Source organism: Lysinibacillus sp. NPDC094403 (genome assembly GCF_050278745.1).
Lineage (GTDB): Bacteria > Bacillota > Bacilli > Bacillales_A > Planococcaceae > Lysinibacillus.
Genome location: NZ_JBNNTL010000001.1, coordinates 252,446 through 275,592 on the forward strand (window position 1 = coordinate 252,446; position 23,147 = coordinate 275,592).

The following is a 23,147-nucleotide window of genomic DNA, read 5'->3' on the forward strand; positions in this document are numbered from 1 at the left end:
ATGTATAAGGGAAAGACAGTTCTAGGTATTATTCCTGCTAGAGGAGGAAGTAAAGGTATACCTTACAAAAATATACTAGAAATAATAGATAAACCTTTAATTGCCTATACGATAGAAAGTGCATTAGCATCAAAGTATTTGGATGAGGTTATAGTGTCGACAGATTGCAAAAAAATTGCTGAAGTAAGTATCCGGTATGGTGCTAAAATTCCTTTTTTGAGACCAAAGCATTTAGCTACCGATAAAGCAAAAACTATTGATGCGATCTTACATACAATAAATAAATTAGAAGAAAACTTTGATTATATTGTGCTTTTACAGCCGACGCAACCTCTACGAAAAACAAGGCATATTGATGAAGCTATAGAAATAATAATTGATAATTCGTATAAAAGTCTATTAAGTGTTACAAAAGTTAATGAACATCCGATATTAATGAGAACAATTGAAGAAGACAATAAACTAGTACCTATAATTAATGTAAACAGTACTGTTCGTCGTCAAGATTTTAAAGATGTATTTATTGTGGATGGCTCAATTTATATTAATGATTCAAAGACTTTGTCTCCCACGACTAGTTTAAATGATAATGAATATGCTTATGTAATGGATGAGATAGTAATAGATATTGACGATTATAGTGATGTTCAAAAACTCAAAGAAATTTTAAAAAAGGAAAATAATAAAAAAAAGTGATCAATTATTAAAAGGAGTAGGATCTGAAAATATATTGATGGGAAAATTTCTATAATCTTACCATGAAAACAGATTTAATATAATATGTTAGGATTCTGGTTGAATCCAAAGATCCTGAAATGCAGATATTTAGCTACTTGCTTGAATGTATTAACTATGAATAGATTATCACTATATTCTAAGAATAGACTGTAATAAATTTGATAAGGAAAGTATGTGTTGGAATGGAATTATTGGTAATTGGTATTGATGCAGTATCTCCTAATTTAGTTTTCGAAAACTTAGATGATTATCCAAATATTAGGGATTTGGTTAGCGATGGAGTATCAGGTGAGTATAATGGATATGTTTATGGTTATGGTTCACATGATAATTGGATTAGTATGTATACTGGTGTTTCACCACATACACATAAAGTCATCAAAGGAAGATATTCGGTGACTGAAGAATACCCTATGCCAAAACATTACGAAAAGTTTTCCCCTCTTTGGAAAATACTTAATGAAAATGGATATAAAGTTGGATTTTGGAAAGGTCTTGCAACAACTCCTCCTGTAGAAATAGATGGGTATATGGTTAGTGGAGAACCATTATTAGAAAAAGTTAATGAATTACCTGATTATGCTAGTATATTACCAGTAGTTTGTTCTAAAGATAAATTTATTAAAGATGACTTCTTTGGAGACTTAACAAATTTCCCTAGTCCGAAGACACCTGAAAGATTTGGAGAAACATGGGGAAGTATAGAGGAGAATCCTGAGAAATTAGAAGAGTTATTAATTGATGGATACTTTAAAGAAGGATTAGAGTATCATAAAAAAACATTAGAGCAGGCATATATTAATATTGAAAGAGTTTATAAAAAGAAAGAAGTAGATGTATTTTGGTTCTATAATTCTGTATTTGATTATGTTGGACACTTTCAGACTCATGATAAAGATGGAACATTAATGCGAGAATGTATTAAACATGTAGATATTTTCATTGGGAAAATGAAAAATTTAATGAAACCCAAAAATATTATTTTTTTATCAGATCATGGACAAAAAGCTATAGTGGATTTTTTCCCTAATTGCTCCATTGATACAAGAAAACGAGCATTTGGATTAAGTGATAATTGTATTTTTAGTAAAAATCATATTGTAATGAAAGGAAGAAATCCTGGTTTATTGACGGGGTTACATTCACTTAAAGCTACAGCTATTTTTAAAGGAGAAAATATTAAGAAAAATGAATCATTAGCTGAAATGAGAACTTTAGATATTTATCCTACAATTTTAGATATTTTAGGGATAGAAATTCCAAAGGAAAAAGAAGGATATATTCTCCCGATTGTTAAAAATGGTAATGAAAAAAATATTTCTTATAAGTTTCCTAATGAAATAAAGAAAAGAATAGTATTACTATTGCAAACTTGTGAAGTAAGTGTATTTAATTCATTTATCAATGAATATTCAATAAAAAATAGATTCAACGAAATTCATGTTATGATTTTGCCAGAATATAAAGAAGTTTTTAAAATAAATAAACAAGTAAAAAAGGTCCTCTTATTAGGCGAGGAAATTAATAAAAACAATTATGATGAGATATTAATAGCATATAATGATAATCAAAATAAGGAGAAAAAAATTCTCCCTATAAAAATGAAAGATGAATAATAATAAAGAAAATTAGCAATGGTATGATTTGTAGAAAATAGTTAGGAGTTAGTTATTAAATGTATAAAAATGAAGCTTATTGGAATGATTTTTATTCTGAAAATAAGGAATTAAGAAATGCATCTAAGTTTTGTCAAAGTAACTATCTTTCGATTTATAATCCAGAAGATTATTTGGTGTTAGAATTAGGGTGTGGTAATGGAGCAGATAGTTTTTTCTTTGCAAATAAGGGATTTGAAGTCATCGCTGTGGATGGTTCTAATACTGCAATCACAAATAACAAAGCATTGTCTAATAACTTTGTGAATTTCATATGGGAAAATCTTAGTGATGAAAAAGCAGTGAAGAATTTGTTTTCTTTCGTAAATGAGAAAGCGATTCAAGATAAAAAAAAGGTATTAATTTATACTCGTTTTTTCTTACATGCTATTCCTGATGAAGTAGAGGATTTATTATTTTCTACAATTATTAATGAATTAAAAGTACCTTTTAATTTCGTCAGTGAGTTTAGAGTAAAGGAAGATAAAGATTTATATAAAATTTATGACAACCATTATAGAAGATATGTTGACACAAATAAGTTAATAAAAAAAATTATTCAAATTGGATATGAAATAGTTAAATTTGAGAAAAGTAGAGGGTTGTCACCATATAAAAATGAAGATCCATTTATTGCAAGATTTACTCTGCAAAAATATGAAGGTTAATTTATTAGGAAGTTAATGGGAATGAAAAAATACTAAAAGTTGAAAATTTCATGAAGACTATTAAAAGGCGGAGAAGATACATGATTGCTTTAGGTTCAATGGAAGATTTTCAAAAGCTTCCCGTAAAAATAGAATTATGTAATACAAAATGTTTTTTAGTGCGTGTAGATGATGAATATAAACTGCTTTCTTCAATTTGCCCGCATCAATCAGGTGAAATAAAATTATTAGATGATGAGCACTGCTTTAAATGTGAAGTGCATCATTGGACGTTTGATCTAAATGGAAAATCAAAAAATATAAAGTCAATGCAAATGCTGGAATATCCAGTAATAGTTCAGGATGGACAATTATATGTAGACTTACATATTCATAATACAAGTGAAAAGGTTCAAAGAAAAACAAATAAATTACCAATTATCAAGCTACATGCACATGCATGTATAGAAGTGAAATTAGATGATTTTACACTAATTTGTGATCCATGGATAGAAGGAAATGCTTTTTTAGGCGCATGGATACATTATCCAGAACCGATTGTGAAAGTAACTGATCTACAGCCAAATGCAATTTGGATTTCTCACGAACATTCTGATCATTTTCATGAACCAACATTAAAAAAATTTGATAAAACAATTCCAGTATATGTCCCTCATTTCCCTAATTGTAGAATGGAACAAAAGTTAGAGGAGTTAGGATTTGAAAACATTATTTCAGTTCGCTTTGGAGAGCCAGTACAACTTGCAGAGCATTTTAAAATTACTACATATGAACCAGCAAGCCTTTGGAATGATGCACTTGTTTTAATCGAAGCTGGAGATTTTCGAATTTTAAATTTAAATGATACGGGTATTAATCGAACAATTGCAAAGGAAATTGGTACAGTAGATATGGTTGCTTCTAGCTTCTCACCAGGTGCTTCTGGCTACCCGTTAACATGGTCACATTTGAGTGATGAAGAAAAACGAACAAAAATGAAAAGTGCCAAAATCGGTATATTAAAAATGATTGAGCAGAGTATAGAAATATATAAAGCAAAGTATTTTTTGCCATTCGCTAGTTATTTTTCATTATGGTATAAGGAGCATTTGAAATATATTGATTTACTTGAAAAAAACACAGTGCTGAATGTGTGCGATTACTTTGAAAATTCTGATGTGAAAGTAATTGATTTGTTGCCTGGTGATGAATGGCATATCGCGTCTAATCAGCTTGTTAAGCAACAAAGGGATGCAAAAATTTTTGATAAACAGTATATATTAAATTATATTAAGTCACAAGATTTTTCATATGCTTTTAATGAGGTAGCACCTATTGCAACCGAAGTAACACATGAGATGATGGAAAAATACTTTTTAAATCTTAATAATATACCTGAAATGATTTTTTGCGAGGATGTCACGGTACAGGTGAATGCATACGGAGCTAAGATAAAAACAGTTTGTTTTGAGGTGAAAAGCGGTCATCTCAGTATTGTAGAGAAGTTAGAACAGCCAAATATTACATTTAATGTGCCGGAGCATATTTTACATTATGTTATTGCCGAAAATGAATCTTGGGATGAACCAATTATTGGTTATTGGTGTAATTTTAGTAGAAGTCCAGACGTGTATCATGCTGATTTTTGGCGATTACTACAAGCTCCCTACTATAAAAAGCAAGTAGATATGACATCAGATTCTAATTCATACAATATTACATTAGAAAGTAATGTAGCAAGTTTACTTGAAGTATACGGAGAAGAGGCAGAGAGAATTTTAGGACGTTATGGTCTTTATTGTATAGCATGTCTGTATGCGCCTTATGAAAATATTAAAAATGCAGCTCAAATTCATGGATTATCTGAAGAAAAGCAACAAAGATTAGTGAAGGAGTTAAATCGTTGTTTAGTAGAGTAATGAATGGATGAATGATGATAGAATATCAAAACAGTAATTCTGTAGTTGTTGTGGGATTGCTGTTTTTTTATTGAAACTAAAAACATTATTTTTACAATTCAATACAAACTAACCTAGAATTTTATTTTTTCTATCCGATATTATTAATAATGGTATTTGTATTAGATTCAAGGAGGATGAAAATATGCGTATTTCAGGAAATGCAGATTTAGGTGTAACAACTTTTAATAAATCAATTTCTCCAAACATACAAGCTGTAGAACAAGTGGTGAAGCAAGGAAGCGATACTACAATGAAAAGTGCTACACCTGATATCGAACAAATGCAGCAACTAAACAATGATGAGGAAGTAAAAGTAAAGGTACAAGAAGTTGTTGAAAAAATGAATAAAATGTTCGAAGTGAATAATAGTGCTGCAAAGTTTAAGTACCATGAAGGCTTAAAGACCTACTATGTAACCGTAGTTAATCGTGACACAGAAGAGGTAATTAAAGAGATTCCGCCAAAAAAGCTACTAGATGCTTTTTATGAAATGCAAAAGTTATTTGGGATGATTGTAGACGAAAAAATATAAGTATACTTAGGAGGAAGAAGATATGGTAACGCGAATTGGCGGTTTAGCCTCAGGAATGGATATTGATGCATTAGTAAATAAATTAATGACTGCTGAAAGATCACCGTTAAATAAGTTATTACAAAATAAACAAAGATACGAATGGCAGCGTGATGCATATCGTGATGTAAATAAAAAGTTAAAAGCATTTGATACTTATATAGCAGATAATTTTGTAGTAAAAAACTTAAATTCAAAAACTGCTTCTAGCTCAAATTCAGACCTAGTGTCAGCTGTTGCCACAAGTAAAGCAGGTGGTACGCTTTCAATAGAAGGTGTTTCACAATTAGCTGAGGCTGCTCGTATTACAGGTGGACAAATTAATGCTACTGGTTCAACGCAAATGAGCAAGTTAGCTAGTGGTCCAATTACATTAAAAGCTCCTAATGGTAAAGAGATAGAAATCGATATTACACCTGATATGACAGTTAATGATTTTGTAGAGCAAGTAAATAAAAAGAATGCTGGTGTAACGGCAGTATTTGAAAATGGACGATTCTCCTTCACAGCTAAAGATACTGGTAAAGGAAAAATTGAAATAACTGGGAATGTAGCAGATATGAATATCTCTGGCCAAGACATGTCCAAGGAGGGTAAAAATGCTATTTTCCAAATAAATGGTATCGCAACAGAACGTTCATCAAATACCTTCTCATTTAATGGATATAATATTACATTAAAATCTAAATTTAATGAATCAACAACCCAAATTGGATTTAATGAGGCTGCTCAGGAAAATTTAACAAATGCAAAGACAAACTTAGAGGATCTATATAATAAACTTGCGACTAAATATCGTGTAACTTTTAATATTGGTGATAATTATGATACGCAATTTAACGCAATTATGAATGAAATTGAAACAGAGACTACAAGTCGTCAGGCAAAGGTAGATAGTGCTAAGTCAGCGTTGGATACTTCTAGAAATGTACCAAGTGCGGCAGTTCAAGCATTATCTGATGATGCGAAAAAATTTATTAATTCATTAAGCGAAAAGCAAAAAGTTGCACTAGCAGCGAAGGATTTCTCGAAGGATAGTTTAGAGGACTTAGGCTTAACACAGGAGCAAATGGATACATTCCAAGCTTTATCTAAAGATGATAAAGCTGCAATTGATGCATTAAGTAAAGAGGAGTTAACGCAAACAGCAGGAAAAGTGTACGATGCTTTATCGGCTGATACGAAAAAAGCTTTATTAAGCAGTAAATCGTTAGCAGAATTAAAGGCTGATACAACACTCTCTCAAGCAGATCAAGATATTCTCGCTCATTTGACAGAGGAGGATTATAAGGCAATTAAGGATGTTGGTACAAAGACGGGGGAATTAGCTTTAGCTAATACTGAATTGGCTGATGCTAACAGTGATAAAGCAAATTTAACTGGAATGAAAAACACGTATGATGATGCAAAGAACACGGTTGATAATGCTGCTCAACCACCAGCAGATACTGTAACAACTACCCCTGTTAAATTAACATCTACTACAAACGTAGATGAAATGATGGATAAAATTAAAGAATTTGTAAATACGTACAACGGTTTGATTAAAGATTTTAAAGATCAAACAACTCAAACAAAGTATCGTGACTATGCACCTTTAACACCAGAGCAAAAAGAATCTATGAAAGAAAATGAAATTAAGCTTTGGGAAGAAAAAGCAAAGAGTGGTTTACTTCGTAGCGATTCACTTCTTCGTAACGGACTTTCTAAAATGCGCTCGCTCGTTTATGAACCAGTTCCAGGGCTTGAAGACTCGAAGTTCAACACTTTATTCAGCATTGGAATTACGACAACGAAAAATTACAATGATGGTGGTACGTTAGAAATCGACGAGAAAAAATTGCGTAAAGCGTTAGAGGAAGATCCAGATGCAGTAGCGAACCTATTTAGAAACGATAGTGGTAAAGAAAAAGATGTTACAAAAGATGGTAAAGTTGTTGATACACGCGGCTATCTTGCAAATCTGCGTAGCTCAATGAAAGAGTTTGAAGTCTCGATTGAGCAAAAAGCTGGTCGTTCCTCAATGACAGACTCTCAGTATACACTAGGAAAAAATCTACGAGATGTAGATACACGCATTTCTACATGGCAAGACAAGCTGAAAAACGTAGAAGCACGTTATTGGAAACAATTCACAGCAATGGAGCAAGCAATCAATAAAGCAAACCAGCAATCTAGTCAGTTAATGAAAGGATAACGTTTTTGTGATGTTTCTAATTAGCAAAGTAGGAGAATATTATGCAACTAATAGATCAACTATTACAGGTATCAGCTAATTTCTTTAAGCTTTTAAGCGATATTCCAAATGGTGAAGAGCGTGATGAATACATTGACAAAATTAATAGGATGTTGGACAAGCGTGGAACTATTATTGAAGGTTTGGCTCAAGAAGGCTTTCAATTCGACGAACAGAATCGCATTCATCAAACGTTACTTGAATTAGATAATGGGATAAAGGAACGAATGGCTGCTGTCATGAGCGCCGTAAAGCAAGATATGGCAAACCTACAAAAAACGAAAAAAAGTGAAGGACAATACTTCAATCCATATTCGAATGTTCGTGTGATGGATGGCATGTATTATGACAAAAAGAATTAATAATTACCTATTAGCTTTTCTTCGTAAAATGGTTTAAACTAGTAAAAAAGTAACCTTTCAAAGGAGTTGTCCTTTATTGGCAGCAAATTTAACAGCACAAAATGCATATAAACAAAATAGTGTTACCACTGCTTCCCCTGGCGAGCTTACTTTAATGCTTTATAATGGATGTTTAAAGTTCTTGCATAAAGCAAAACATGCGATTCAAGAAAAAAATGTCGAGGAAAAAAATACAAATCTAATAAAAGCTCAGGCGATTATTAGTGAGCTTATGGCGACATTAAATATGGATATCGAAATATCAAAAAATATGTTTGCTCTCTATGAATATATGAATCGTCATTTAGTCGAGGCAAATATTCAAAATGATATCGCTATTATTGAAGAAGTTGAGGGATTAGTGACGGAATTCCGTGATACATGGAAGGAAGTTATTCGCATCAATCGACAGCAACAATTCGGTCAGGGAAACACTGGACAAATTTAGACAAAATAAGAGGCCATCTATGATGGTCTCTTTTCTTTGCGAGATAAATGAGACATGCCATTTATATCATACAAAAGGGCACCATTTAAATAGTTAAAAAATAGGTCTTTAATCGGTGGGATATGTTACTTATTCCCTCTAGATGAAAAACATTCATCGTGTCATAATCAACTAAATAGATGTTTAGAATAGTATTGGGGTGGGTAGATGAAATTTAAACGCCAAGAAGGCTTTCGATTTAAATTCGATGAGCCTGTTAAAATGACTTTTGCAATATATGAGGATGGTAGAGTCAATCAATCACAAACGGCAATGGCTGTCTTGCTTGATATTAGTCCACGAGGTATAAAGATGTTTACTGAAGTGGATTTAGGTGTCAATCCTCCTCCTTTGGATTTACGCTTTGTTCTTGATACAAGAGAGGTACGAGCTTATGGTGAAATCATTTGGAGTCGTTCTTTTGGCAATGGCAAGCAGTATGGCGTAAATTTCAATGATCAAGAAGCCGTTGAAGATTTGATTGTTGAAGAGTTGAAATTGCGCCGAAGAAAAGAAGCTGATGAGGCAAAACTAAATAACATTCATTTATAAAGTGAAACATTCATCAGTGGGGGATTTTGTTCATCCCTGTTTTCGCTGATACTGCCCATTTAATGAGGAAAAAATTTTTTTGTGAAAAAAAGAATTATTTTAGAGGAATTTCGCACACTTGTGTAGAAATATAAAGTATAGCAGTTATAAAGGAGGAGTTTACATGTTAAACTTTAACATTCGTGGTGAAAATATTGAGGTAACTCCAGCTATTCGAGAGTATGTTGAGAACAAAATCGAGAAAGTTGAGCGCTATTTTAACGAAGATGTTAACGCCAACGCTAACGTAAATTTAAAGGTTTATAATGACAAGCAAACTAAAGTGGAAGTTACAATTCCAATGAAGAACTTAACTCTTCGTGCAGAAGAGCGTCATAATGATATGTATGCTGCGATTGACTTAATTGTTGATAAATTAGAACGTCAAATTCGTAAGCATAAAACAAAAGTAAACCGTAAATTCCGTGAGCGCGAAGGTACTGGCCTTTATTTTGCTACCTCTCAAGCAGCAGCTGATGCAGTAACAGAGGAAGAAGAATATTCAATTGTTCGTACAAAGCAATTTGATTTAAAACCGATGGATCAAGAAGAAGCTGTCTTACAAATGAATATGCTAGGACATGATTTCTATATCTTTACAGATGCAGAATCAAACGGCACAAATATTGTCTACAAACGCAAAGACGGTAAATACGGCTTAATTGAAACAACTTAACATTTTAGATAGTGAAAAGAACTCTCGCATTTGCGAGGGTTCTTTTATGATGTAGAAATCAGAAAAAAATTAGGAAGTGTTTTAAATGAAACGAGAAGTATTATTCCCGGAATATTACAAAAAATTTTCTTGTATAGGTGCAGCTTGTGAAGATACTTGTTGTGCAGGGTGGAATGTGAATGTAGATAAAGCGACATTCCAAAAATACCGTAATATTAGGAAGTCTGAATTAAAAGAAGAGTTAAAACAAAATATAACTCGTGAGCGCTCAAATCCTTCAGATTATAGTTATGGAAAAATCAAAATGGACGAAAAAAATAGATGTACAATGTTGACGGAAGATGGTTGGTGTAAAATCCATGCGGAGCTAGGTGAAGAGTATTTATGTCATACTTGTTCAGTATATCCAAGAGCCTATAATGCAGTTGAATCACGGATAGAGAAAAGTTTGACAATCTCTTGTCCAGAGGCTGCACGATTAATTTTACTCGATGAAGAAGGTATAGGATTTATAATTGATGAAGAGCAGTTTAATACAAGTGGATTGATTATCGGAAATGTACCATCAAATGAGCAAAAATATTTTTGGGATTTACGATTATTTACAATCGACATTTTGCAAAATCGAAAGCAATACTTGGAAGATCGATTGATTGTTTTGGGGATGTTTATTCATAAATTATGTGAAATACCAAAGGAAGAGTGGTCAACTCAATTACAGCCATTGATGCATCGTTATAAGAATATTTTAGAGGATAATGGCCAAATAGAATTAGTAAAGAATTTACCACAGAATCTTGCCTTTCAAATGAATATGGCAAAAGATCTTATAAAATATAGATTAACAGGTGGAGTTTCAAGCCAACGATATTTAGAATGTTTAAATGATATGCAAATGGCCTTGAATTTGAACGATAAATCGAATATTGATGAATCAAAAGAATTATATAAAAAACATTACGATAATTATTATTCACCGTTTATGAAAAATCATGAATACATACTTGAGAACTATACAGTGAACTATGTGTTTAGAAATTTATTCCCTTCTAATCAGCCTAATATGTTTGAAAGTTATGTGATGCTAATATTAAATATTTCAATGATTAAGTTACATTTAATAGGTATGGCAGGACAACATAAAGAGTTAACAATTGAACAGGTTATAAAATTAATTCAATCTTATTCCAAAACAATTGAGCACCATTCTGATTATCTTCAAAATGTTCGTAAGATGCTTCAAGAGAGTGGATACTCAACGATGGCTCACATGATTGTATTATTAAAAAGTTAATTTTTGTTAGAATGATTTTCTGATTTTTGAGAAGGTCATTCTTTTTAGGTATGACAATTTGCACCATGTCTATACACAATGGTAAAATGAAAGTTGAGACTATATAGGAAGTGAAAAAATTCATGGTAAACCTATTAAATAAATTATTTGATTTCAATAAACGTGAACTAAAAAAATTAGAAAAAATCGCTGACCAGGTTGAGGGATTCGCTTCTCAAATGGAACAGCTTTCAGATGATCAATTACAAGCGAAAACAGAAGAGTTTAAAAAACGTTATGCCGACGGAGAGCATTTAGATTCGATTCGTGCGGAAGCTTTTGCCGTTTGTCGAGAAGGGTCAAAGCGTGTGTTAGAGATGTACCCATTCCGTGTACAAATTATGGGTGCTGCGGCATTAGATGAAGGTAATATTGCGGAAATGAAAACCGGTGAAGGTAAAACGTTAACGGCTACGATGGCTGTTTACTTAAATGCCATTACTTGTAAAGGCGTACATGTTGTGACAGTCAACGAGTACTTAGCGAGTCGTGATGCTGAGGAAATGGGGCATTTGTATAATTTCTTAGGCTTAACGGTTGGTTTAAACTTAAACAGCCTGTCAAAAGAAGAAAAACGTGCAGCTTATGAAGCTGATATAACGTATAGTACAAACAATGAGCTAGGCTTTGACTATTTACGTGACAATATGGTGCTATATAAAGAGGAACGTGTACAACGTCCGCTACATTATGCGGTAATCGATGAGGTTGACTCGATTTTAATTGATGAAGCGCGTACGCCATTAATTATTTCGGGTCAGGCTGGGAAATCAGCGCAGCTTTATAAACAGTCTAATGCGTTTGTTCGTATGTTAAGTTCAGAAACGGATTACACATATGAAGAGTCGACAAAAGGTGTTACGTTAACAGATGCTGGTGTTGAAAAAGCAGAGAAAGCATTTGGCATTGATAACCTATTTGATTTAACACATGTGCGTTTAAACCATGCGATTAACCAATCGTTAAAGGCGCATGTAAGTATGCATAATGATGTTGATTATGTTGTACAAGAGGGCGAAATCATTATCGTTGACGGCTTTACAGGTCGTTTAATGAAAGGTCGCCGCTACTCAGATGGACTCCATCAGGCAATCGAGGCTAAAGAGGGCGTAGAGATTCAAAATGAATCGATGACGATGGCGACAATTACGTTCCAAAACTACTTCCGTATGTATCAAAAGCTTTCAGGTATGACAGGTACAGCGAAAACAGAGGAAGAGGAATTCCGTAATATTTATAATATGAGTGTTGTGGCGATTCCTACGAATAAGCCAATCGCTCGTGATGACCGTCCAGACTTAATTTTTGCTTCGATGGAAGGGAAATATAAAGCGGTGGCGGCAGATATAGCAGAGCGCCATAAAGCTGGACAACCAGTTCTTGTTGGTACTGTTGCAATTGAAACATCTGAAATTATTTCGAATTTATTGGATAAACATAAAATCCCACATAACGTATTAAACGCGAAAAACCATGAGCGTGAAGCTGAAATTATTGCGAATGCTGGTATGCAGGGTGCAGTAACAATCGCTACGAACATGGCTGGTCGTGGTACGGACATTAAACCTGGAGAAGGTGTAATGGAGCTTGGTGGTTTAGCTGTAATTGGTACGGAGCGTCATGAATCTCGTCGTATCGATAATCAGCTACGTGGTCGTTCTGGTCGTCAAGGGAACCCAGGGATTACTCAATTCTATCTGTCACTAGAAGATGAATTAATGCGTCGTTTTGGCTCTGATAATATGAAGAACATGATGATGAAATTAGGGATGGATGATTCACAGCCACTACAATCTAAAGTTGTTTCAAGAGCAGTAGAATCAGCTCAAAAACGTGTTGAAGGAAATAACTTCGATGCCCGTAAACGTTTATTACAATATGATGATGTTTTACGTCAGCAACGTGAGATTATTTATAAAGAGCGTTACGACGTATTAGAAACAGACAATATGCGTATGCTTGTCGAGTCTATGATTCAAGAAACGATCGACAACGTTGTCGCATTATATACGCAAGGTGAACAAAAAGATTGGCACTTAAAAGCAATCGATGACTATGTCGCAGCAAACCTATTAGATGAAGGCGTTCTGAAGGTGGAAGATTTCCAAGGTAAATCTGTAGAAGAGATTAATCAGCTAATTTCTAACGCTGTCCAAGCACGTTATGATGAAAAAGAAGAACAGCTTACACCAGATCGTATGCGTGAATTTGAAAAGGTTATCTTATTACGTTCAATTGATACGAAGTGGATTGATCATATCGATGCTATGGATCAGCTACGTCAAGGTATCCATCTTCGAGCATATGGTCAAAATGACCCGCTTCGTGAGTATCAACAAGAAGGCTTTGCTATGTTTGAGGATATGGTCGCTTCCATTCGCGAAGATGTAGCAAAATATGCGATGAAGGCAGAAATCCATAATAATTTAGAGCGTGAAGAAGTTGCAAAAGGTCAAGCTGTGAATCCTAAAGAGGATGGCGGTTCAGCTCCAAAAAAGCAACCTGTCCGTAAGGCTGAAAATGTAGGACGTAATGATTTATGTCCATGTGGAAGCGGTAAGAAATTTAAAAACTGCCATGGTGCAGCTCAATAAGTTAACTTCTTTCGGCGGATGTTCAAACATCCGCTGAAAGAAGTTAAAGCCTCCGGCGGATTCGAAAAAGATCATTTTAACTGTATGTTAAAATGGTCTTTTTTTCTATGTTTTAGGATATCTTCACAATTAAAATGGACGATACTCCTGCTGAGAGAAGGCGAACCCTCACACGAAATGAAGAGGAAGGATGTTTCGATCTATAGATCTTCAATCTAAAAATTATTAGATAATTCAGAAAAAAGTATATAATACTACAACAATAGGTAAATAGTTCAATAAAAAGGGTAATGTTTATAACTTTTTTCTGGTTTATTATGAGTATATACGAATAGTTCGAAAGTTTTGAAAACTAAAAGCTGTTTTCTTTGAATAAAGGGGGTGATTCATGTGTAGATATAAAAATCCTCGAGAAAAGTAGTCCTTGCCAGACCTTCTCGAGGAAATACATTGGAGTATACCAATATATTAATTAGTATACTCCTCTTTACTAGAAAAAATAAATACATTTTAAGGAGGATTGACATGCATAGTGATGACATTATGAGTAGTGAAACGATGCTGTATATACCGGAGTATGATGCCCATGGAAACTTGTGTACACGTGTAATAGAAAGGCATTACGAATATATATCAAAATTAGCACCGACAAAATTAATGGATTATAATCTACGTTATTTTGGTTCAAGCTTAAGAGGGGCTTTCGATGGCTCGAAAATGATACTCGGAAAGCTGAATAAAAATCCAATAGTTGTTCATGAACGAAGTAATATTGTATGGTTTCCAAGCAAGTCTTATTTACGACCTGAATGTAAATGGTTTGCTGTCCATCATATTAAGGACTATCAAGCCATGGATAAAAAGAGTACACAAGTAATTTTTATGAACGGCTATGAAATTAATGTGGATCTAAGTGTTAGAGCATTTGAAAACAGAATTCAAAGAGCGTTTTTACTAAAATATAAACTGGAGAAACGAACAAAGAATTTACTAGTACAATATGATCAAGGTAAAGTACAACGTATGGCCAACAACGTTATCTTTGAAGATGAATCTGAAAATGATTGAAATACTATCGTAATTCATACTGTGTTGTAAAAAAGTATGTTTTCCGCCGTAAAAACGTTATAATAAAGAGATACGGGGCTTAAAAAGATGAGGTATAAGTATTTTAAAATCTTTTCTTATAACTGATTTTTGAACTTCTATTATAGATGTTTTTACAAGATTACCCCATTAATAATGTTCGGAGGATTTAATAATGATTGAATTAGCAGATGTACGTAACGCGTTAGACACTTCAGCCAAAAAATTGGCGGATTTCAGGGGGTCTCTTTGACTTAGAAAACAAAGAGGCACGCATTCAGGAATTAGATGAAATGATGCTTGAGCCAGGCTTTTGGGATGATCAGCAAGGCGCACAGGTAATCATTAATGAGGGTAATGGCTTAAAGGCAATTGTTAATGAATATAAAGATTTAGTGGAAACACATGAGAATCTTGATATGACGCTTGAGTTATTGCAAGAAGAGCCAGATGAAGAATTGCAAGAGGAGCTAGGCAATGAATTAGTAGAATTCCAGCAAAAAATGAGCGATTTTGAGCTGCAATTACTATTAAGTGGCCCATATGATCAAAACAATGCGATTTTAGAGCTACACCCAGGAGCAGGTGGTACGGAGTCTCAGGATTGGGGCTCAATGCTGCTTCGTATGTACACACGCTGGGCAGAAAAACGTGGCTTTAAAGTCGAAACAGTTGATTATCTTCCGGGCGATGAAGCAGGTATTAAATCCGTTACATTGTCTATTAAGGGTCATAATGCTTACGGCTATTTGCAAGCAGAAAAAGGTGTCCATCGTTTAGTACGTATTTCACCGTTTGACTCTTCTGGTCGTCGTCATACATCTTTCGTTTCTTGTGATGTTATGCCCGAATTCGATGATAATATTGAAATTGATATTCGTACAGAGGATTTAAAAATTGATACGTATCGTGCAACAGGTGCAGGTGGTCAGCATATTAATACGACAGATTCAGCTGTTCGTATTACGCACATTCCAACTGGTACTGTCGTACAATGTCAGGCAGAACGTTCACAAATTAAAAACCGTGAAAAAGCAATGACGATGTTAAAAGGGAAGCTTTATCAATTAGAGATCGAAAAGCAGCAGGCACAGCTAGATGAAATCCGTGGTGAACAGAAGGAAATCGGCTGGGGCTCACAAATTCGTTCATATGTATTCCATCCATATTCAATGGTGAAAGATCACCGTACAAATGAAGAAACAGGTAATGTAGGAGCAGTGATGGATGGCGATGTAGATCCATTCATTAATGCATATTTACGTTCAAAAATCGGGTAATGAAAGCCCCTCAGAGGCACAGTGATATTGTGCTTTTGAGGGGGTTTTTTAGTTCTGCGAAAAAAACTATTAAAAAGGTGGATGAAACGGGGTGTCTTGGCTAATCTGTTTACGCTCATTCATGTAATGCTTATAGAGCATCGATGCATTGACAAATTGCTTGCTCATCGAAGCATATTGAATAGGCAGTTCAATCTGTTTATTGTTTTTCAGTGTGACGATACAGCCCATTTTACTAGGAACTATATTTGAAATGGCGTGAAGACCAATCCAAATATTGTGGATAGAGTTTGGTGAGTATGTCGGTAGAAAAATACATGGATAACCATAATCATAAGCAACAACGATTGGAAGCTTATGCTGATTACCGAAGAAGCGTTTGGCTGAATGTTTTGCTGCTTCATAGGTTGTCCCTAGTGAAATACAAGATTTTCGTAATATATGCATTGGCTTCCGTGTGACGGTCAGTTCATTATGTTTGTCGATTACCCGTGTGAAAATTTTAGAGTCATACTGAATTGGCTGAAGTAAATAGGTGTTGAAAGACATTAAATATCCATTGACGTAGTTTGCTGACATATATGTAAGCCTCCTTTTTTCTATTTATTATTGAAGTGTAAAACACAAAATTAAATTCAGAAAATATAGATAACGGAGGAAAGCTATTGATATATCAAGCGATTGCTTTGAGGAATTGCTTGAAATAGCACAAGATTAATAGTGAATCGAAGTGATTTTCAGTTCTTTAGCATTGCATTTTAATTTCAATTTTCATATAATTTAGAAAAGGATCGAGGTGAGATCGTTGGATAAATATTATTCGTATACAGATTTTCTAAAAGCCGTTGGTCAGTCAAAAAAAGTTGATGAGGCAGAGAAATTATTAAACGAGATTTATTTAGATTTATTTTTAAATCATATCCAGCGTATGCATCGTGAAGAGCAGCTCATGGTTCTGATAGATAGAGCACTCGATGAAAAAGATGAAAAGGCATTTCATCTATACGCAGCCGAACTAGAAGCTTTACACCAAGTTGCAAGTGAATAATATGACGAACCCGCTCTCCGTTTATTAGAGGGCGGGATTTTTTTGCTAGTTTATTTGCAAGATTGGTGATTGAATATCTTGATATTGTTTAGGTTCTGAGCGGATATGGAGAGAGGTGGAAATCAAAACTTCATGGGATCTGAGCAGTTTTGAGCCTACCTGAGTAGTTCTATCGGCCACCGGATCAGTTTTACATTTAACCAGAGCAGATCTAGGGCCAACCCGATCAGTTTTTCAACCAACCAGAGCAGATCTAGGGCCAACCCAATCAGTTTTTCAACCAACCTGAGCAGATCTAGGGTCAACCCGATTAAATTCTTCATCCCACCTGAGCGTTTCTCCCCTCTAAAGTAATGCATTTACATCGTCCCACCTCGATTAGCTAACATTTGGAAAGGGTAATCTATTTATAGATAGGCTGTTAATCAATTATGCCTCGGCATAATTTTTCGGTACATACGTTCTGTTGAGGTCATCTTAAATATAGCAAACGAAAAAATATTTACAAACATTCGTTCGTTAAATGTTCGAAATTTTAATAGTGCTATGCTAAAATATATGTATCAAATTGGTAGGAAAGGACGGGGACATGTGTGCAAACATTTGATTTACAAGCGCCATATACACCTGGTGGAGATCAGCCACAGGCAATTGCGGAATTAGTGGAGGGTGTACGTGCCGGTAAACGTCATCAAACGTTGCTCGGTGCAACAGGAACAGGAAAAACGTTTACGATTTCTAATGTCATTAAACAGGTAAAAAAACCGACACTTATTATGGCACACAATAAAACATTAGCGGGTCAATTATATAGTGAGTTTAAAGAGTTCTTCCCTAATAATGCTGTTGAATACTTTGTCAGCTACTATGACTACTTTCAGCCAGAGGCATATGTACCGCAGACGGATACATATATCGAGAAAGATTCAAGCATTAATGATGAAATTGATAAGTTACGTCACTCTGCAACATCTGCATTATTCGAGCGTGATGATGTCATTATTATTGCATCCGTGTCCTGTATATATGGTCTAGGTTCTCCAGAAGAATATAGTGAAATGGTCGTGTCAGTGCGGACTGGAATGGAAATTGAACGTAATCAGTTGCTTCGAAAACTGGTCGATGTACAGTATGAGCGTAATGATGTGAGTTTTACACGTGGGACGTTTCGGGTACGTGGCGATGTAGTGGAAATATTCCCTGCATCTCGTGATGAGCATTGTATCCGCGTGGAGTTTTTCGGGGACGAGATCGATCGAATTCGCGAGGTGGATGCGTTAACTGGTGAAATATTAGCGGATCGTGATCATGTAGCTATTTTCCCAGCATCCCACTTCGTTACACGAGAAGAAAAAATGCTAAAGGCCATTGAAAATATTGAAAAAGAGTTGGATGAGCGTTTAGCTCTATTACGTGCAGAGGATAAATTATTAGAGGCACAGCGTTTAGAGCAACGTACTCGATACGATTTAGAAATGATGCGTGAAATGGGCTTTTGCTCTGGTATCGAAAACTACTCGCGTCATTTAACATTGCGTGAAGCGGGGGCAACTCCATATACGCTACTTGACTATTTCCCTGAGGATTTTTTACTTGTTGTCGATGAAAGTCACGTTACTTTACCACAAGTTCGAGGGATGTATAACGGTGACCAAGCACGTAAAGGTGTGCTAGTTGAGCATGGATTCCGTTTGCCATCAGCACTAGATAACCGCCCTTTACGTTTTGAAGAATTTGAGAAACATATACATCAAGCTATTTATGTATCAGCAACACCAGGCCCGTATGAGCTTGAGCATACTCCGGAAATGGTGCAGCAAATTATTCGTCCAACAGGGCTGCTTGATCCACAAATTGACGTACGTCCTATTGAAGGGCAAATTGATGATTTAATCGATGAGATTCAAGGTCGTATTGACCGTAATGAACGAGTCCTAGTTACAACATTGACGAAAAAAATGTCAGAGGATTTATCGGCTTATTTGAAAGAAATGGGCTTAAAGGTGGAGTACTTGCATTCAGAGATTAAGACGCTAGAGCGAATTGAAATTATTCGCGAGCTGCGTAAAGGTACTTACGATGTTCTAATCGGCATTAACTTATTGCGAGAAGGGCTAGATATTCCTGAGGTTTCTCTTGTGGCGATTTTAGATGCTGACAAGGAAGGATTTTTACGTTCAGAGCGTTCATTAATACAAACGATTGGACGTGCTGCTCGTAATGCTAATGGTCATGTCATTATGTACGCAGATAATATGACGGATTCGATGAAAAAGGCGATTGAAGAAACAAAGCGTCGTCGAACACTGCAAATGGCGTATAACGAAGAGCATGGTATTACACCGAAAACGATTGTTAAGAAAATTCCTGATGTTATTCGTGCGACACAGGTGGCAGAGGAAGAAGAGTCTTATGTAACAAAGGCAACAAAAGCAACAAAAGGCAAGAAGCTGACAAAGGCAGAAAGAGAGCAGTTACTTGCTACTCTAGAAGTAGAAATGAAGGAAGCAGCAAAAGCACTCGATTTCGAACGTGCTGCTGAGCTGCGCGATACAATATTTGAATTGAAGTTAGAAGGGTGAATGGCTTGTGAAAAATACTGAAATAGTCGTGCAAGGCGCACGAGCTCATAATTTAAAAAATATCAATGTCACAATTCCACGCGATCAATTAGTCGTGCTAACGGGTTTATCGGGCTCTGGGAAATCATCATTAGCGTTCGATACGATTTATGCCGAGGGGCAGCGTCGTTATGTAGAATCCCTTTCAGCCTATGCCCGTCAATTCCTTGGTCAAATGGATAAACCAGATGTCGATGCAATAGAGGGATTATCTCCTGCAATTTCAATCGATCAAAAAACGACGAGCCGTAACCCGCGTTCTACAGTTGGGACAGTAACGGAAATCTATGATTATTTACGTTTGCTCTATGCGCGTATTGGTAAGCCTATTTGTCCGAATCATGGTGTTGAAATTACTTCCCAAACGATTGAGCAGATGGTCGATCGTTTATTAACTTATCCAGAAAGAACGAAAATGCAGTTACTTGCTCCGATGGTATCAGGGCGTAAAGGAACGCACGTAAAGTTACTGGAAGATTTAAAAAAGCAGGGCTTCGTTCGAGTACGTATTGACGATGAGCTACGTGATTTAGATGATGCGATTGAACTTGATAAAAACAAAAAGCATTCAATAGAAGTAGTCATCGATCGTGTTGTAATGAAGGAAGGTGTCGCGGCACGTCTTAGTGATTCTTTAGAAACAGCATTACGTTTGGCAGATGGGCGTGTACTTGTCGATGTGATGGAGCATGAGGAATTATTATTTAGTGAGCATCATGCTTGTCCATTATGTGGATTTTCAATCGGTGAGCTAGAGCCTCGCATGTTTTCATTTAATAGCCCATTTGGAGCTTGTCCGAGCTGTGATGGTTTAGGCTCGACACAAGAGGTAGATCTTGATTTAGTAGTGCCTGATTGGGATCGTAGTTTATTAGAGCATGCTATAGCACCATGGGAACCAACAAGCTCTCAATATTATCCACAGTTATTAAAGGCAGTATGTGATCATTATGATATCCCGATGGACGTCCCAGTAAAGGATCTTCCGAAAGAAAAGATGGATAAAATTTTATATGGTTCTGGTAAAGATAAAATCCACTTCCATTATGAAAATGAGTTTGGCAATGTGCGAGATCAAATGATTGAATTCGAAGGTGTTGTACGTAATGTGGAGCGCCGTTTTAAGGAGACAACGTCTGATTACGTACGTGAACAAATGGAGAAATATATGGCGCAGCAAGCATGTCCATCTTGTAAAGGTTATCGCTTAAAGCCTGAAACTTTAGCTGTGAAACTAGCAGATAAGCATATTGGTGAGGTCACACAGTATTCGATTCAGGAAGCAGATACATTTTTCAAAGAGCTGGATTTATCAGAAAAAGATATGAAAATTGCTCGACTTGTTTTACGTGAAATTGAAGAACGACTTGGCTTCCTTGTCAATGTAGGGTTAGATTATTTAACGTTAAGTCGAGCAGCGGGAACACTTTCAGGGGGAGAAGCTCAACGAATTCGCCTTGCGACACAAATTGGCTCACGTTTAACGGGTGTCCTCTATATTTTAGACGAGCCATCAATCGGCTTGCATCAACGTGATAATGATCGTCTTATTAGTACACTGCAAAATATGCGTGATATTGGCAATACGCTTATTGTTGTTGAGCACGATGAAGATACAATGCTGGCGGCGGATTATCTTATTGATGTTGGTCCTGGTGCGGGTGTGCATGGTGGTCAAATTGTGGCGGCAGGAACACCGCAGGAAGTGATGGAAGATGAAAAGTCTTTGACGGGGCAATATTTAAGTGGCAAGAAGTTTATTCCACTGCCAATTGAGCGACGCAAACCGAATGGGCGCAAATTATCGATTAAAGGTGCCAAGGAAAATAATCTTAGAAATGTGAAGGTTGATGTACCACTTGGCTTATTCGTTGCCGTAACAGGGGTTTCAGGATCAGGTAAATCAACGCTTATTAATGAAATTTTATATAAGTCACTAGCTCAAAAGCTTAATCGTTCAAAGGTGAAGCCGGGCGAACATAAAGAAGTAACGGGGATTGATGAGCTAGAAAAGGTTATTGATATTGACCAATCGCCAATCGGTCGTACACCTCGCTCTAATCCTGCTACGTATACAGGTGTTTTTGATGATATTCGAGATGTTTTTGCAACAACAAATGAAGCGAAGGTACGTGGCTATAAAAAAGGCCGCTTTAGCTTCAACGTTAAGGGAGGTCGCTGTGAGGCTTGTCGTGGTGACGGAATTATAAAAATTGAAATGCATTTCCTACCAGATGTTTACGTGCCATGTGAAGTCTGTCATGGGAAGCGTTATAACCGTGAAACACTTGAAGTGAAATATAAAGATAAGAGCATTGCGGATATTTTAGATATGACGATTGAAAACGCAGTAGTATTCTTCGAAAATATTCCGAAAATCCAGCGTAAACTACAAACGATCGTGGATGTAGGGTTAGGCTATATGAAATTAGGGCAACCTGCAACAACTTTATCTGGTGGTGAGGCACAGCGTGTAAAATTAGCCTCTGAATTACACCGTCGTTCAACAGGTAAATCATTCTATATTTTAGATGAGCCAACAACGGGCTTACATGCGGATGATATTGCACGCTTACTCGTTGTTTTACAGCGTCTAGTTGAAAATGGTGATTCAGTACTAGTAATCGAACATAATTTAGATGTCATCAAAACAGCAGACTACATTATCGATTTAGGGCCTGAAGGTGGCGACAAAGGTGGTACTATTGTGGCGACAGGTACACCTGAAGAGGTCGTAGAGGTAAGTGGCTCTTATACAGGAAAATACTTAAAGCCAATATTGACACGAGATCGTATGCGTATGGAAGCTGCATTAGCAAAGGCTTCTCAATAAAGTGAAACTTAATCAGTGGGTTCTTTTCCCCACTGATTTTTTGTGCGCTCGGCATACATGAACTATAGGGGGCGGGTGTCGATAAAAGATAAAAGTTGGGTGATAAAAGATAAAAGTTGGGTGATAAAACATAAAAGTTTATCGATAAAATTCAAAAGTTGGGGAATAAAACATAAAAGTGTTCCGATAAAAATCAAAAGATGATGACATTACGTTAAAACGAACGTTATGTGGATAAGTTGATTGTAGTGGAGGCTGGGCGACTCCTTGGGGATTAGCGTCACAGATGAGACCCTGGAGCGAGCTACGCGAGTGAAGCGGCTCATCGGACGCCCCCAGGAAGCTCTGTTCTGCGCGAAAGCGAAGCGTCAGCGGCAAATGTTTTCTGT

18 protein-coding genes are annotated in these 23,147 nt (G+C 35.7%); 17 read left to right on the plus strand and 1 reads right to left on the minus strand.

Going from position 1 to position 23,147, the window contains the following annotated elements:
* The 14 genes from ACQKMV_RS01115 (at position 1) to prfB (ending at position 16,256) form a co-directional block, all read left to right on the plus strand.
* Positions 1–696: a cytidylyltransferase domain-containing protein gene (locus tag ACQKMV_RS01115; protein WP_427502004.1), complete on the plus strand. Its 696-nt coding sequence runs from the start codon at positions 1–3 to the stop codon at positions 694–696.
* A gap of 224 nt (positions 697–920) precedes the next feature.
* Positions 921–2,354 carry an alkaline phosphatase family protein gene (locus tag ACQKMV_RS01120; RefSeq protein WP_427502005.1) on the plus strand — a complete coding sequence of 478 codons (1,434 nt, stop codon included), beginning with the start codon at positions 921–923 and terminating at the stop codon, positions 2,352–2,354.
* Between the two features lie 59 nt (positions 2,355–2,413).
* Positions 2,414–3,061, plus strand: a complete 648-nt coding sequence (locus ACQKMV_RS01125; protein ID WP_427502006.1) for a class I SAM-dependent methyltransferase — start codon at positions 2,414–2,416, stop codon at positions 3,059–3,061.
* A gap of 80 nt (positions 3,062–3,141) precedes the next feature.
* Positions 3,142–4,959, plus strand: a complete 1,818-nt coding sequence (locus tag ACQKMV_RS01130; protein ID WP_427502007.1) for a Rieske 2Fe-2S domain-containing protein — start codon at positions 3,142–3,144, stop codon at positions 4,957–4,959.
* A gap of 184 nt (positions 4,960–5,143) precedes the next feature.
* The gene (locus tag ACQKMV_RS01135) at positions 5,144–5,533 is read left to right on the plus strand and encodes a flagellar protein FlaG (protein WP_427502008.1); all 390 of its coding nucleotides are present in this window, start codon (positions 5,144–5,146) and stop codon (positions 5,531–5,533) included.
* 22 nt (positions 5,534–5,555) lie between these two features.
* On the plus strand, positions 5,556–7,769 hold the full coding sequence (fliD, locus tag ACQKMV_RS01140; RefSeq protein ID WP_427502009.1) for a flagellar filament capping protein FliD: 2,214 nt from the start codon (positions 5,556–5,558) through the stop codon (positions 7,767–7,769).
* 41 nt (positions 7,770–7,810) lie between these two features.
* Positions 7,811–8,170, plus strand: a complete 360-nt coding sequence (locus ACQKMV_RS01145; protein ID WP_427502010.1) for a flagellar protein FliT — start codon at positions 7,811–7,813, stop codon at positions 8,168–8,170.
* Positions 8,171–8,246: 76 nt separating this feature from the next.
* Positions 8,247–8,657, plus strand: a complete 411-nt coding sequence (fliS, locus tag ACQKMV_RS01150; RefSeq protein WP_427502011.1) for a flagellar export chaperone FliS — start codon at positions 8,247–8,249, stop codon at positions 8,655–8,657.
* Between the two features lie 207 nt (positions 8,658–8,864).
* Complete coding sequence (locus ACQKMV_RS01155; protein ID WP_427502012.1) at positions 8,865–9,248, plus strand: PilZ domain-containing protein; 384 nt, start codon at positions 8,865–8,867, stop codon at positions 9,246–9,248.
* Between the two features lie 163 nt (positions 9,249–9,411).
* Positions 9,412–9,963 carry a ribosome hibernation-promoting factor, HPF/YfiA family gene (hpf, locus tag ACQKMV_RS01160; RefSeq protein WP_427502013.1) on the plus strand — a complete coding sequence of 184 codons (552 nt, stop codon included), beginning with the start codon at positions 9,412–9,414 and terminating at the stop codon, positions 9,961–9,963.
* A gap of 85 nt (positions 9,964–10,048) precedes the next feature.
* A complete protein-coding gene (gene fliB, locus ACQKMV_RS01165; protein ID WP_427502014.1) occupies positions 10,049–11,257 on the plus strand; it encodes a flagellin lysine-N-methylase in 1,209 nt (402 codons plus the stop codon).
* A gap of 122 nt (positions 11,258–11,379) precedes the next feature.
* Positions 11,380–13,890 (plus strand): preprotein translocase subunit SecA, encoded by a 2,511-nt coding sequence (gene secA / locus ACQKMV_RS01170; RefSeq protein ID WP_427502015.1) that lies wholly within the window; start codon positions 11,380–11,382, stop codon positions 13,888–13,890.
* Positions 13,891–14,415: 525 nt separating this feature from the next.
* On the plus strand, positions 14,416–14,958 hold the full coding sequence (locus tag ACQKMV_RS01175; RefSeq protein WP_427502016.1) for a competence protein ComK: 543 nt from the start codon (positions 14,416–14,418) through the stop codon (positions 14,956–14,958).
* Positions 14,959–15,151: 193 nt separating this feature from the next.
* Positions 15,152–16,256 (plus strand): peptide chain release factor 2 gene (prfB, locus tag ACQKMV_RS01180; protein WP_427502017.1). Its coding sequence is split into 2 segments (ribosomal slippage): positions 15,152–15,226 and positions 15,228–16,256, totalling 1,104 coding nucleotides; the frame shifts between segments, so codons are not numbered across the junction.
* Between the two features lie 69 nt (positions 16,257–16,325).
* Here prfB and ACQKMV_RS01185 read toward each other — a convergent pair.
* On the minus strand, positions 16,326–16,835 hold the full coding sequence (locus ACQKMV_RS01185) for a competence protein ComK (RefSeq protein ID WP_427502018.1): 510 nt from the start codon (positions 16,833–16,835) through the stop codon (positions 16,326–16,328).
* Between the two features lie 226 nt (positions 16,836–17,061).
* On the opposite strand from ACQKMV_RS01185, the gene ACQKMV_RS01190 reads away from it, so the two are divergent.
* From ACQKMV_RS01190 to uvrA, 3 genes are all read left to right on the plus strand, one after another.
* The gene (locus ACQKMV_RS01190; protein ID WP_402782535.1) at positions 17,062–17,304 is read left to right on the plus strand and encodes an IDEAL domain-containing protein; all 243 of its coding nucleotides are present in this window, start codon (positions 17,062–17,064) and stop codon (positions 17,302–17,304) included.
* A 593-nt stretch (positions 17,305–17,897) separates the two neighbouring features.
* Positions 17,898–19,886, plus strand: a complete 1,989-nt coding sequence (gene uvrB / locus ACQKMV_RS01195) for an excinuclease ABC subunit UvrB (protein ID WP_427502019.1) — start codon at positions 17,898–17,900, stop codon at positions 19,884–19,886.
* A 7-nt stretch (positions 19,887–19,893) separates the two neighbouring features.
* Positions 19,894–22,758, plus strand: a complete 2,865-nt coding sequence (uvrA, locus tag ACQKMV_RS01200; protein WP_427502020.1) for an excinuclease ABC subunit UvrA — start codon at positions 19,894–19,896, stop codon at positions 22,756–22,758.
* Positions 22,759–23,147 lie beyond the last annotated feature (389 nt).